Origin of the sequence: Saccharospirillum alexandrii (genome assembly GCF_004000275.1) — a bacterium.
Classification (GTDB): Bacteria; Pseudomonadota; Gammaproteobacteria; order Pseudomonadales; family Natronospirillaceae; genus Saccharospirillum; species Saccharospirillum alexandrii.
Map to the genome: position 1 here is coordinate 675402 of NZ_RCIP01000002.1, position 13071 is coordinate 688472.

At 59.6% G+C, this 13071-nt stretch carries 13 protein-coding genes; 9 read left to right on the forward strand and 4 right to left on the reverse strand.

Features of this window, described 5'->3' with window-relative positions; all coding sequences use genetic code 11:
- Positions 1-57 precede the first annotated feature (57 nt).
- On the reverse strand, positions 58-1368 hold the full coding sequence (locus tag EP166_RS10770) for a TolC family outer membrane protein (protein ID WP_164743900.1): 1311 nt from the start codon (positions 1366-1368) through the stop codon (positions 58-60).
- Between the two features lie 141 nt (positions 1369-1509).
- Positions 1510-1680 carry a hypothetical protein gene (locus tag EP166_RS21150; protein ID WP_164743901.1) on the reverse strand — a complete coding sequence of 57 codons (171 nt, stop codon included), beginning with the start codon at positions 1678-1680 and terminating at the stop codon, positions 1510-1512.
- On the opposite strand from EP166_RS21150, the gene EP166_RS10775 reads away from it, so the two are divergent.
- The 9 genes from EP166_RS10775 (at position 1679) to EP166_RS10815 (ending at position 10695) form a co-directional block, all read left to right on the forward strand.
- Positions 1679-2290 (forward strand): NUDIX domain-containing protein, encoded by a 612-nt coding sequence (locus EP166_RS10775; protein WP_127556813.1) that lies wholly within the window; start codon positions 1679-1681, stop codon positions 2288-2290. The genes EP166_RS21150 and EP166_RS10775 overlap by 2 nt on opposite strands.
- 34 nt (positions 2291-2324) lie before the next feature.
- Positions 2325-2786: a DUF1249 domain-containing protein gene (locus tag EP166_RS10780; RefSeq protein ID WP_246026272.1), complete on the forward strand. Its 462-nt coding sequence runs from the start codon at positions 2325-2327 to the stop codon at positions 2784-2786.
- Positions 2787-2896: 110 nt separating this feature from the next.
- Positions 2897-3703: a 3',5'-cyclic-AMP phosphodiesterase gene (cpdA, locus tag EP166_RS10785; RefSeq protein WP_127556814.1), complete on the forward strand. Its 807-nt coding sequence runs from the start codon at positions 2897-2899 to the stop codon at positions 3701-3703.
- Positions 3704-3890: 187 nt separating this feature from the next.
- Entirely contained in the window at positions 3891-5786 is a 1896-nt protein-coding gene (gene parE / locus EP166_RS10790; protein WP_127556815.1) for a DNA topoisomerase IV subunit B, read from the forward strand.
- 353 nt (positions 5787-6139) lie between these two features.
- Positions 6140-6643 carry a bifunctional adenosylcobinamide kinase/adenosylcobinamide-phosphate guanylyltransferase gene (cobU, locus tag EP166_RS10795; protein ID WP_246026301.1) on the forward strand — a complete coding sequence of 168 codons (504 nt, stop codon included), beginning with the start codon at positions 6140-6142 and terminating at the stop codon, positions 6641-6643.
- Between the two features lie 227 nt (positions 6644-6870).
- A complete protein-coding gene (gene cobT, locus EP166_RS10800) occupies positions 6871-7926 on the forward strand; it encodes a nicotinate-nucleotide--dimethylbenzimidazole phosphoribosyltransferase (RefSeq protein ID WP_127556817.1) in 1056 nt (351 codons plus the stop codon).
- A gap of 5 nt (positions 7927-7931) precedes the next feature.
- Complete coding sequence (locus tag EP166_RS10805) at positions 7932-8726, forward strand: adenosylcobinamide-GDP ribazoletransferase (RefSeq protein ID WP_127556818.1); 795 nt, start codon at positions 7932-7934, stop codon at positions 8724-8726.
- A gap of 41 nt (positions 8727-8767) precedes the next feature.
- Entirely contained in the window at positions 8768-9325 is a 558-nt protein-coding gene (locus EP166_RS10810; protein WP_164743902.1) for a histidine phosphatase family protein, read from the forward strand.
- A gap of 47 nt (positions 9326-9372) precedes the next feature.
- A complete protein-coding gene (locus EP166_RS10815) occupies positions 9373-10695 on the forward strand; it encodes an NAD(P)/FAD-dependent oxidoreductase (protein ID WP_127556820.1) in 1323 nt (440 codons plus the stop codon).
- A gap of 227 nt (positions 10696-10922) precedes the next feature.
- Here the strand turns inward: EP166_RS10815 and folE are convergent, their stop codons facing one another.
- Positions 10923-11561 (reverse strand): GTP cyclohydrolase I FolE, encoded by a 639-nt coding sequence (gene folE / locus EP166_RS10820; RefSeq protein ID WP_127556821.1) that lies wholly within the window; start codon positions 11559-11561, stop codon positions 10923-10925.
- Between the two features lie 93 nt (positions 11562-11654).
- The gene (locus EP166_RS10825) at positions 11655-13070 is read right to left on the reverse strand and encodes a M17 family metallopeptidase (protein ID WP_127556822.1); all 1416 of its coding nucleotides are present in this window, start codon (positions 13068-13070) and stop codon (positions 11655-11657) included.
- Position 13071 lies beyond the last annotated feature (1 nt).

The window sequence follows — 13071 nt, forward strand, 5'->3', positions numbered from 1 at the left end:
ACTCTGTGTCGGAAAGGAGTTGAAGGCAGAAAAGGCCAATCAAGAACCGGGTCTGCCTTAAAAACTGATCAGATAAGACTCAATTTGCTCCAGATCACTCACTGACAACTGACCGGCCGACTGCTTCAACAGTAACCCGCTGATCACATAATCGTAACGGGCATTGGCGAAATCCTGCCGGGCGGCAAACACAGCCTGTTGGGCATTCAGTACTTCAACGATGTTTCGGGTTCCTACTTCGTAGCCTACCTCAGTCGCTTGCAGAGCACTCTCGCGGGATTCCACAACGCGTGCCTGAGCATCAATATTCTGCGCCGCCGTGCGCAGCTGACGGTAATAAGTGCCCACCTGAATGCGGGTATTGCGCTTCAGCTGTTCAAGGCGCTGTTCCGCAATGTTGTTTTGCAAACCGGTTGAAACGATTTGTGCCGAGGTAGCGCCACCGGTGTACAGCGGCACCGACAGTGACAGGCCGATTGAACTGCCCAGCCGGTCGTCAAAGTCGATACCATCGCTCGCGTTGTCCTGGTAATTGACCGATGCACTGGCGCTGAGCACGGGCAGTCGGTTGTTGCGCCGAGCCTGCAACTCGCGTTCGCCGGATTCCAGGCCTTTCTGGGCCGCGAGAATGCTCGGGTGATTTTCCAGGGCGTAATCGATCCAGCGATCCTGCCCATTCTCGACCGGCATGTTGATCGGCAGACGGGTACCAATGGCCATAACGGAATCCGGCACTTCGCCGGTCAATACCGAGAGGTTCTGCAGGGCGATGTCGTACTCGCTGTTGGCGCTGATCAGGGCCACCCGGGATTGGTCCAATGTTGCCTGCGCGTCCAGCACGTCCGTCACGGTCACCAAACCCACTTCATAGCGCTGCTCGGTTTGTTCGGCCTGACGCTCTACAGCGCGCAGCTGTGTCTGGGCTGAATCGAGGCCTTCTTTGGCGCGCAACACACTGATGTAAGCCTCAGCCACACGCACCATTAACGACTGCTGGGCAGCCACGGATTCTATTTCAACCCGTGACGCATTCAACTTCAGCGCTTCATAGGCGTCAATCGCCGCCAGTGCAAAAATATTCTGGCTCGCGGTCACCCGGGCGCTGACGCTCTGGCCATTGTCGAAATCGGGGCCGACACCATTGCCAGGTGTGCTCGATACGGTGTAACCCGCCGAGGCATTAACGCTCGGCAACAGTTCGCTGAAGCCCGTCTCTACCTGCACGGCCGATACTCGCTGGTTGAGCGACTGGATTGCCAGCTCCGGGTCGTTCTCGAGCGCTTGCTGATAAACATCCATCAGCGACACCTCGGCCCAGGCTCCGGCGGAGGCCAGCGCCAGGGTGATGCTTGCTACAAATCGATTCACTGCCATTGTTCCTGTCTCTTGGTTAAACGTGTGTCGGCGAACCCGGTAATAGGCCGGTACACCGCCGTGACCGGTACTGTTCTGGTATCGAACCGTCATTATGCCGCCTGGGGTGAAGGTTTACAGTCATCGGCCCGGGCTTTACGGATTATTGCGCCAGTGTGACTCGAATTCCCGACAATCAGAAGCCCCAAAAGTCACCATCTGCCAGGAACCCAACTCGACGCCGGTGCTGACTGTGCCATACTGTCGCGCCATACGCGTGCCGACCCTACCGGCCTGAATCACGACGCTGACCCAGAGGATGCCCATGAGCCGTGACACCCTGACGTTCCGCCACACCATTGACCAGGTTGAGCATCTTTACGAAGGCTTCTACCGCATGGACCGCTACACTCTGACGCACCAGACATTCGCGGGCCAGACCCTGACCATACAGCGCGAATTGATGGACCGTCACGATGCCGTGTGCGTGCTGCCGCTCGACCTGGCCACCGACCATGTGGTGCTGGTCGAGCAGTTTCGGGTCGGCGCCCTGCGCCTGGCCAACCCCTGGTTACTGGAACTGGTGGCCGGGCTGATCGATAAAGACGAGGTTCCCGAGCAGGTTGCCCACCGTGAAGCCCAGGAAGAAGCCGGGGTTGAACTGGGTCGGCTACACCCCATCACCGAATATCTGCCCTCGCCGGGCGGCACCAATGAACGGGTGTTTCTGTTCGTTGGCGAAGTCGACAGCCAGGGGGTCGGCGGCGTACACGGCCTCGACGAGGAAGGCGAAGACATTCGCGTCCACCGGGTGCCGCTGGAGCAAGCCTTCGCCTGGTGTAAAGACGGCACCATCAACAATGCCGCCAGCCTGATCGCCCTGCAATGGGTGCAACTGAACCTGACCTGGTTAAGAGACCACTGGTCCGTAAGTTAAATGAACCCCGTACCACCCGGAGGCCATCGCCACCTTGATCAATAAACGCTACATCCCGGATTTGCCGGAGCAAAATGCCCTGTCTGAGGCCAACTTCCTGCGCCTGGAACGGCTGCTCGGTGATATGAGCAAAAGCCACTACGCCTTTCAATGGGGCGGCGAGAAGGGGCAGGCACCGGTGCGCGTGCAAATTGATGTGCAGGAGCGATTCAAGTTCACCACAACCCTCACCCTGAGCAAAGACAACCCCGCCCTGCCCGAACCGCTCAACCAGGTGCAGCTGACGCTGCGCATGTACCACGATGCGCGCATGGCTGAAGTCGTCACCTGGGCCAAGGGCAAGCAGATGTCGGGCGTATACCCCTACCCGAACGAACAGATGTACCAGATCGATGAAAAAGCCCAGGCCAACCAGTACCTGGGCGAATGGCTCGCGCATTTGATGCAACACGGCGTTACTGAAGAGCGCTGGCAGCCTGCGTCGCCGGAGCAATAGGCCTAAAACCACTCATTGATGAGAGCCAGGTCGCGAAATGCACAGGGCGTGTTACATTTAGCCTGGACTTTGTGTAAAAATGGAATCATAACCGTTGACTGCGGATTGACATGTTGAAACAGCAGACAGTACGTGTGGTGCAAATCACCGATAGCCATCTTCATGCCAGCCAGGAAGGCACTCTGCTGGGCATGAACACCCTGAACAGCCTGGACCTGGTGCTCGACCGCGTGGTCGCGGAGCGCCCGGAGATCGACGTTGTGCTCGCCACCGGGGACATCGCACAGGATGGATCCGTCGGCGCCTACACCACCTTCATCGGGCGGATGGATCGTCTTGGCGCCCCCGTTTTCTGGACCGCAGGCAACCACGACGACCGAGAGCACATGAGCCAGGCCCTGGCACTGACCGGCCGGCAATCCATGGCACGCAGCGTTTTTACCACCGACGACTGGGTCATTGTACTGCTCGACAGCACCGTGCCCGGTAAGGTCTACGGGCACCTCGCCACTGACCAGCTCGCCCTGCTCGACCGCGCCCTGACCCAACACAGCGACAAACACGCTCTGGTGACCTTTCACCACCACCCCAAATCGATGGGCAGCCGCTGGATCGATAAAATCGGCATTCACAACGAAGCGGATCTGATGGCCGTGCTGGGCCGCCACACCAACGTGCGCGCCCTACTGTGGGGGCATGTACATCAGAGCAGCGACGAAGTGCGAGATGGCCTGCGATACATCTCCACGCCTTCAACCTGCGTTCAGTTCGAACCGAAAAGCAAAGACTTCTCGATCGACACAGAAGGCCCCGGCTACCGCTGGCTCGACCTGCATGCCGATGGCAGCATAGACACCGGCCTCACCCGCGTTGAAGGGGTCGACTTCGAGATCGACTACTCCGTCAAAGGCTACTGACTGGCCCGGTATTGCCGGTCTGTAGCCCGCCTGGTAGCGGTTTGGTTCATGCCCGCCATGCGCGCAATACCCCCTGGCACTCGACGCCAGTGCCGCTTAGCCAGTATCCTAACCCCATTCTTCAGCCCCTTCCTGGCTGACTTTCAGCAAGCACCTTGCGAGACAGATTGATGAGGCACTCCCGAGCATGAGTCAGAGCAATTATTCGGCCGACGCCATTGAAGTCCTGAGCGGCCTTGACCCGGTGCGCAAACGCCCCGGCATGTACACCGACACCACCCGCCCCAACCACCTGGCCCAGGAAGTCATCGACAACAGCGTCGACGAAGCCATCGGCGGCTATGCCACCAGCATGGAAGTGGTGCTCTATAAAGATGGCTCGCTCTCGGTGGCCGATAACGGACGCGGCATGCCAGTGGATATTCACCCCGAACACGGCGTACCCGGCATCGAACTGATCATGACCCGGCTGCACGCCGGGGGTAAGTTTTCCGGTAAGAACTACCAGTTCTCGGGCGGTTTGCACGGCGTAGGCATCTCGGTGGTTAACGCCCTGTCGACGCTGCTGGAAGTCTCGGTAAAACGCGACGGCAAACTCTACCGCATGGGCTTCGCCAACGGCGACAAAGCCTCCGAGCTTGAAGAGATCGGCAATTGTGCCAAGCGAGACACCGGCACCACCGTGCGCTTTATGCCCGACCCCAAATACTTCGACAGCGGCAAATTTCTCGCCAGCCGTCTGCGCCATGTACTGCGCGCCAAGGCGGTGCTGTGCCCCGGCCTGAAAGTTACTTTCTACAACGAAGAAAAAGACGAAACCGACACCTGGCACTACGCCGACGGCCTGCGCGATTACCTGCACAACGCCACCGTGGTCTACGACCCGATTCCCGCTGAACCCTTCACTGGTACCTTCACCAGCGAGGACGAGGCGGTCGACTGGGCCGTGCAGTGGTTGCCGGAAGGTGGCGAAGGCGTACAAGAAAGCTACGTTAACCTGATCCCGACGGCCCTCGGCGGCACCCACGTCAACGGCCTGCGCCAGGGCCTGCTCGACGCCCTGCGTGACTTCTGTGAATACCGCAATCTGCTGCCGCGCGGCGTCAAACTCAGCCCCGAAGACGTCTGGGACAAATGCCACTACGTGCTGTCGTTCAAATTGCGCGATCCACAGTTCTCCGGCCAGACCAAAGAGCGGCTGTCGTCACGCCAGGCCTCAGCCTTTATTTCCGGCGTGGTTAAAGATGCCTTCAGCCTGTGGCTGAACCAGCACACCGACATCGCCGAACAGATCGCCGAACTGGTGGTCAGCAACGCCCAGAGCCGCCTCAAGCAAGCCAAGAAAGTCGCGCGCAAAAAAGTCACCCAGGGCCCTGCCCTGCCCGGCAAACTGGCGGACTGTTCCGGCAGCGAAACCAGCCGCAGCGAACTGTTTCTGGTGGAGGGTGATTCCGCTGGCGGTTCTGCAAAACAGGCCCGCGACCGGACCTTTCAGGCGATCATGCCGTTGCGCGGCAAGATTCTGAACAGTTGGGAGGTCGCCAGCGATGAATTGCTGGCCAGCGAAGAAATCCACAACATCGCCATCGCCCTGGGCGTCGACCCGGATACCGACAACCTCGAAGGCCTGCGCTACGGCAAGGTCTGCATCCTCGCCGATGCCGACTCGGATGGCCTGCACATCTGCACCCTGCTGTGCGCCCTGTTCATGCGCCACTTCCGCGCCCTGGTCGACAACGGCCACGTCTATGTCGCCATGCCTCCGCTGTACCGGATCGACATCGGCAAGGAGATCTATTACGCCCTGGACAACGATGAACGCGACGGCATTCTCGACCGCATCAAGGCCGAGAAAAAACGCGGCAAAGTTCAGGTCACCCGATTCAAGGGCCTGGGCGAAATGAACCCGCTGCAACTGCGCGAAACCACCATGGACCCGAACACCCGGCGCCTGGTGCAACTGCGCATCGACGACAACGACGTCGCTGTCGAGATGATGGACATGTTACTGGCTAAAAAGCGTTCCGGTGACCGTAAAAACTGGTTGGAATCCAAGGGTAATCTGGCTGACATCTCCGTTTGACGGCTACTCCGGCTTGAGTGCCTTGAGTACGTGTTCCCGGCCGGGTATCCCTGTCCGGGGTCGGCGTGAATCTCTCCATGGCGGTCCGACGCTTCGCGCCTAGACCGGATGATATGAATCCCCTCCATGGGATTCACCCATACGGGCTCGCTTCGCTCATGCTAAAACGCTCCTGGCGTTTTAGTCCATGTTGCGGACTGCCCCAGACAGGGACACCCAATCGCCAACGCTCGCTCAGCATCGATTTTTAGATTGCCTCCAAAGGCTATAGATTTACCAACTATTAACTGCCCACATCAAAGGTATCTCGGCATGTGTGGTCTATCGTTCAAAACCGGAGATTTCATTTGACTGTGCACCTGATCCTCGGCGGAGCCCGTTCCGGTAAATCAAGTTATGCCGAACGCATTGCTCTTGCAGCCGACGGCCCACTTCACTATCTGGCCACAGCCGAAGCCGGCGATGCAGAAATGGCAGACCGCCTGGAACGACACCAGACCCTGCGCTCTCCCCGATTCGAAACCTGTGAATGCCCGCTGACGCTACCCGAGGAACTGGCCAAAAGAGATCAACCTGGCCACACTCTTCTGGTAGATTGTCTGACCTTATGGCTTAGCAATTGCCTGCAAACCACACCTGATTCCTGGGCTGAGAGGCGTGCAGCCCTGTTAGGCCAATTGCGAGAAACACAGGCTGATGTTCTTCTGGTGAGCAATGAAGTCGGCCAGGGCATTGTGCCCCTAGGCGCACTGAACCGACGATTTGTTGATGAGGCCGGCTGGCTACATCAGGCTATTGCAGAACAGGCTTATCAGGTCACCTGGGTTGTGGCTGGGTTACCGCAAAAATTGAAATAACTGAATGGTTCAGTAAATTTTCAAGATGGCAACAATTCAAGTGTTAGCTGCCGGGTAGGCCTCTCCGGGGTAGTCCGCAACAGGGATGTTGCGGTCTAGGCTCCATGGATGGATCTACGCCGACCCCGGAGTGGCCTATCCGGTAGCTGACACGAACGACCGCCAACGAAGCAAACCCGGCGGGCAACCCGGGGCCCAAACTCACCCACCAGAGGGAACAGCAACCCATGCCCAAGGACCGCTTTACCATCACCGCTGTAGACAACAGTCTTGATGCTGTTATCCAGAATACGCTCGATAACAAGACCAAGCCGCCCGGATCACTGGGTCAGTTGGAAGCGGTGGCGGCGCAGATCGCTCGTATTCAACACAGTTTAAGCCCGCAGCTCAGCCGCTTGAATCATTGTGTGTTTGCGGCCGACCATGGAATTTGTGAGGAAGGTGTAAGCCCTTACCCCAGTGACGTAACGCGCCAGATGGTGCTGAACTTTATGGCCGGTGGCGCCGCCATCAACGTGTTTTGCCGGCAGCAGGACGTTCGCTTGACCGTGGTCGATGCCGGGCTCAAGGGTGAACCACTGCCCGCCCACCCAAACCTGATTGACGCCAGGCTGGGCGAGGGCAGCGCGAATTTTATGCGCCAGCCTGCTATGAGCCGCGAGCACTACCAGCTAGCCGTCGACAAAGCGGCCGACATCATAGAAATGCAACTGGCCGAAGGCGCCGACATTCTCAGCTTTGGTGAAATGGGCATTGGCAATACCACCGCCGGCGCGGCTCTGATGGCCGCCTGCCTGAAGCTCGACCCCGCCGACTGCGTAGGTGCCGGAACCGGCGCCAACACCACACTTGTTGAACACAAAACCCAGGTTGTTCGCCAGGCGCTGGCATTGCACCAGGCAGGTTTGACCTCGGGTCGCGCCATCATGCAGCATCTGGGTGGGTTTGAACTGGCGATGATCGCCGGGGCCATGGCGGCTACGGCAGAGCTGGGTAAACCCTTTATTGTCGATGGCTTTCTGGCAACGGCCGCACTGCTGACCGTCTGGTGCGATCACCCCGAGATCCTCGACTACGCCCTGTTCAGCCATGTTTCCGGCGAGCAGGGTCACCAGCGCATGCTCACTGCTCTGGGCGTAACACCCCTGCTGCAGCTCGACTTGCGTCTGGGCGAAGGTACCGGCGCGGTATTGGCCTGGCCGCTGATTCGGGCCGCCGTTGCCATGCTCGATGAAATGGCCAGCTTCGACAGTGCCGGCGTCGATACCGCTGGGGGTGATTGAGCGCAATGCCATCACCGGATACCCCCCGAACGGAACCCTGGCTCGTCACCCAGTGGCACAGTTTCTTCAACGCCTGGGTCTTCTTCTCCCGCCTGCCCCCGCCCCCGGGTATCCGCTTTGACGACGCGCTGCTGAACCACAGCAGCCGTTATTTTACCTGGGTCGGGGCGATTCTCGGCCTGATGTTGGCCCTGGTCGTGATGGCCGCAGGCACCTTATGGACCTGGCCCGTGGCGGTTGCACTGATGCTGGCTTTCAGCCTGCTGCTGACCGGCGCCTTTCACGAAGACGGCCTGGCCGACACCTTCGATGGCTTTGGCGGTGGCTTCACCCGCGAGGCCGTGCTCACCATCATGAAAGACAGCCGCCTGGGCACTTACGGTGCGGCGGCCCTTGTAGTCACCCTACTGATTCGCTGGCTAGCCTGGACAACCCTGTTCGAGCAAGGCCTATCGCCCTGGTGGGCGCTGCCACTGATCGCTGCCTGGAGCCGGTTCTGGGCCATCTCAACCCTCTGGACGCTCCCCTACGCCCGCGACGACAACAGCAAAAGCAAACCCCTGGCCACCCGCTTTGACACAGGCGCCTCGGTGCTGGCATTGGTGCCCGTAATGGGGTTAGTCTGGTGGCTAAGCCCAATGCAGCTGCTCGGCCTAGCGCTTGGAGCCCTGTTGCTTCGCGCCCTGTTGAACCGCTGGTTTATGCGCCGCATTCAGGGCTACACTGGCGACTGCCTGGGCGCTGCCCAGCAACTGCAGGAAACGCTGGCCGTGCTGATCCTGCTGGCGTTCATTGCCTGAGCAGGGATAGAAACCCTAACCGTCATCATGGAAGGATACCGGTGATACTGATTCGACACGGCGCACCGGCCGAAACCGGTGTCTGTTACGGGCACAGCGACCCGACTCTGGCAGAGCCGGCGGAACAGACCGCCCGGTCGCTGCCTGCCAGGTTCGCGCAGCGACCAGGGCCCTTGTATTGCAGCCCGTCGCCTCGCTGTCTGGCCATTGCCCGGGCCCTGGCCCCGGCTGATCAGATAATGGAAGTAGAGGCGCTGCGAGAACTGAATTTTGGCGACTGGGAGCAACGCCCCTGGTCCGATATTGATCGCGACGCTCTGGACGACTGGGCACAACAACCGCTCGACTACTGCATGCCGGGCGGAGAATCCGGCCGTGATCTGTTCAACCGGGTGCATGCCTGGGCGCTGCAGACCTCATTTGATGAGCGCAGCATCGTGATAGCCCACGCGGGCAGCCTGCGCGCACTGGCAGCAACGCTGCTCGGGCAGCCGTTTGAGCACACCTGGCAGTGGCCAGTACCCTACGGCACGGCACTAACACTGAATCCCCGGGGCAACGGGTTCGATATATGGGAGCAGGATGACCAGTCCTCCTGAATTGAGACCGGCCCCGAACCGATTATTCATGACCAAAGGAGTCCAGTGTGACTCAAAACACAACCACTCAACCGGAGAACATTGTCATCATCGGTGGCGGTGCCGGTGGCCTTGAACTGGCCACGCGCCTGGGCAAAAAGCTGGGGCGGCGCAAGCAAGCGCACATTACGCTGATCGACCGCAACAACACCCACCTGTGGAAACCGCTGCTGCACGAAGTCGCCGCCGGCTCACTGGATGCGGGTGTCGATGAGGTAAACTACCGGGGCCAGGCGCGCCGTAACGGCTTTCATTTTACGCTGGGCACCGTCTGCGATCTGGACCGGGAAAAACGCGAGGTGATTCTGGCGCCGCTGGTCGACAGCGAAGGCACCACCGTGCTCAATGAACGCCGCGTCCCTTACGATCAACTGGTGTTTTCTCTGGGCAGCGTCACCAACGATTTCGGCATTCCCGGCATCAAGGAGCACTGCATGGTGCTCGACGCCCCGGCCCAGGCCGAGCGCTTCCACCAGCACCTGCTCAACGCCTTTCTGCGACTCGACCGGGCTCGGGCCCAGGGTTTGGATGAACGCTTGAAGCTGGTCATCGTCGGCGGTGGCGCCACCGGGGTTGAGCTATCGGCCGAGCTGTACAACGCCGCCAGCGTACTGAAAGACTACGACCTCGGCCACGTAGGCCCGGAACATCTGGACGTCACCCTGGTCGAAGCCGGGCCGCGCATTTTGCCCGCCCTGCCCGATCGCATCAGCCAGACGGTCACCCACGAACTGGGTCAACTGGGCGTTACCGTGCGCACCCAGACCAAGGTCGTCAAAGGCCATGAGGGTGCGCTGGAAACAGACGATGGTGAACGCATTGAAGGGTCGATCATGGTATGGGCGGCCGGCGTGCGTGCCCCGGGTTTTCTTAAAGATCTGGCCGGGCTGGAAACCACCCGCAACAACCTGATGCTGGTCAGTGCGACTCTGCAAACAACAAGAGACGACCGCATCTGGGCCATTGGCGACTGCAGCGCCTGCCCGCAACCGGGCGATCGCTGGGTACCGCCCCGCGCCCAGTCGGCACACCAGATGGCCAGCCATGTTTATAAGAACATGCTGCGTCAGCGCCAGCAGAAGCCTCTGCTTGAGTACCGGTACAAGGACCATGGTTCGCTGATCAGCCTGAGCCGCTTCAGCACCGTAGGCTCACTGATGGGCAATCTTACCCGGGGCAGTATGATGATCGAAGGGCGCATTGCCCGGATGGTCTACATCAGCCTGTATCGGCAGCATCAGGTGGCGCTGCATGGTGTGGCCAGAACGGCACTGCTGACGGTAATCGACCGGTTAAATCATGCGATTCGGCCGCGGTTGAAACTGCACTGAGAATGAACAGTTATCTTTCTGCCTGGCGTCTTGACTGCGCCAGGTTTTACCCTTGCTGGGGTCACTTGGGAGGTGGTGGTCCGCGCCGGGTACCGGGTAGGCCTCTGTGGGGTCGGCGTAGATACGTCCATGTAGCCTAGCCCGCAACATCCATGTTGCGGACTACCCCACAGAGGCCTACCCGGCACCCGCCGCTGGAATCTTGGGCAATCTTCGAACCCTGGGTTTTAACTTAAAAACTCAGTGCGCAACCCGGCGTCTTTTTTGAATACCCCACCCAGCGCTATAGTCTCGGTCTGGGACTGCTCATCCATTACGCCGCGTGCTTTTACACAGTAATGCTTCGCATCAATATGCACGGCCACGTCATCGGTGCCGAGCAGCACTTGCAGCGATACCATAATCTGACGGGTCAGACGTTCCTGCACCTGAGGCCGTTGGGCGAAGAAGCGCACCAGGCGGTTCAGTTTCGACAGGCCAATAATGGTGTCTTTGGGAATGTAGGCGATACGGGCGCAGCCATCGATGGTGATGAAATGGTGCTCGCAGGTGCTGAGCACGCCGATGTCGCGCACCTTAACTACCTCATGCAGGCCCATCTTGTTCTCGATCTGGGTGATCTTCGGGAAGGTGCTGTAATCGAGACCGGAGAAAATCTCTTCAACGTACATCTTGGCGATACGCGCCGGGGTTTCCATCAGGCTGTCGTCGGTTAAATCGAGCCCGAGGGTACCTGCCACTTCCGCCATCAGCCCGGTGATGCGCTCTCGTTTTTGTTCATTGCTCAGGCCATTGTCGACCATAGGGGTCTCCAGACCCTGGTGCACCAGTGCTTCACGGACAGCTGCGGCTTCGTTACTCAACATGGGAGGGCACTCTTTGCAATTAGGTGGGGTTACCGGGTTGTACGCAGTCAACCCGGGGGCCAGATGACAGCCCGATGACGATTTCTGACCGACTCAGTCTGCACCGGACGACCAGTCCTGCAGCCACTGCCGGGTGAGGCGAACACCAAAGCCCGTCACATCCGTTGGAACATGGGCCAGGCCTCCTTTGTGGTTATCGGCCGCCAGGTCGACATGCACCCAGGGTACGCCCGCCTCCACAAACCGGCTCAGAAACCGCGCTGCGTCAATATGGTCGGACGACTTGCCCGGGTTGCACTGCTGAATATCGGCAATGTCGCTTTTGATCTGGTCGTCGTAATCCGGGTCGATCGGGAAAGGCCAGACCCGCTCTCCGCTGCGCTGGCCGGTACTGATCAGCGGCATCCACCAGGCATCATGGTTGGTAAAAACGCCACTGTATCGGGTAGAAAGGGCAGCAATGCAGGTGCCGGTCAGGGTTGCGTAGTCAAATACCCATTTTGGCCGTTCGCGCGACGCCAGCGTCAGGGTATCGGCCAGAATCATACGGCCCTCGGCATCGGTATCCACCACTTCAATGGTAGTGCCGTTCAACGCCCGCACCACCTGATTGGCATGGTAGGCATTGGGCCCCAGGTGGTTGGCTACCAGTGCCAGCCAGCCGGTCATGTTGAACGGCAAACCCAGTCGGGTAGCCGTCAGCAGGCTGCCCAGTACTACCGCGCTGCCGCCCATATCACCGTGCATGCCAAACATGCTGCCGCTGATTTTCAGGTTATAGCCCCCGGTATCGAAACAAACGCCCTTGCCAACCAGGGCCAGGGTGTCGGTTGATTCCGGCTTGCCGCGATACTGCACCCGCACGATGGAGGCATCCTGATTTTCCGAGCCCTGGGCTACGGCCAGAAAGGCGCCTGCGCCCATTTGCTGCAGCTCTTTGTAATCGTATACCCGAAAACCCCAGCCTTCGGCTTCAGCCAGGTCTTCCACCCAGTCTCGATAGGACCAGGGCGTCAGCTCGTTGGCAGGCATCGTTGACAAAAACCGGGTCAGGGCATTGCCTTCGGCCTCGGCACAGCGAATGCGCACGTCAGCATCGGCGATCGGCCCAACCAGCGTAATACGCGTTACCGTCGGGGCGGGGGCGGGGTCCTGCTTGAAGGTAGGCAACACAGACAAAGCCGCCAATGCCGCGCTGAGCAAGGCGTCCAATGCTTCGGTACTGTCGGCCACCAGCGTCAGATGCTGATCACCCACTTGCCAGGCCCCTGCCAGTGCTTTGCGCGCCTGAGTCAGGCGCTCGAATACCGAACTGGCCGACGCCAGCTTAACAAAGGTCCACTGCCCATTTGGCGCTTCAACCGGCGCCAGCGTCTGATCCCGCTCCCGGTTTCGGTCGGCCATGACGGTCAAAACACTGCGTTCACGCCATTCCAGCACGGCATCACTGTCGGTTGGCACTTCGGCGGCGATTTGGACATCAAAAACGGGATAATCGAAGGCTTTCATA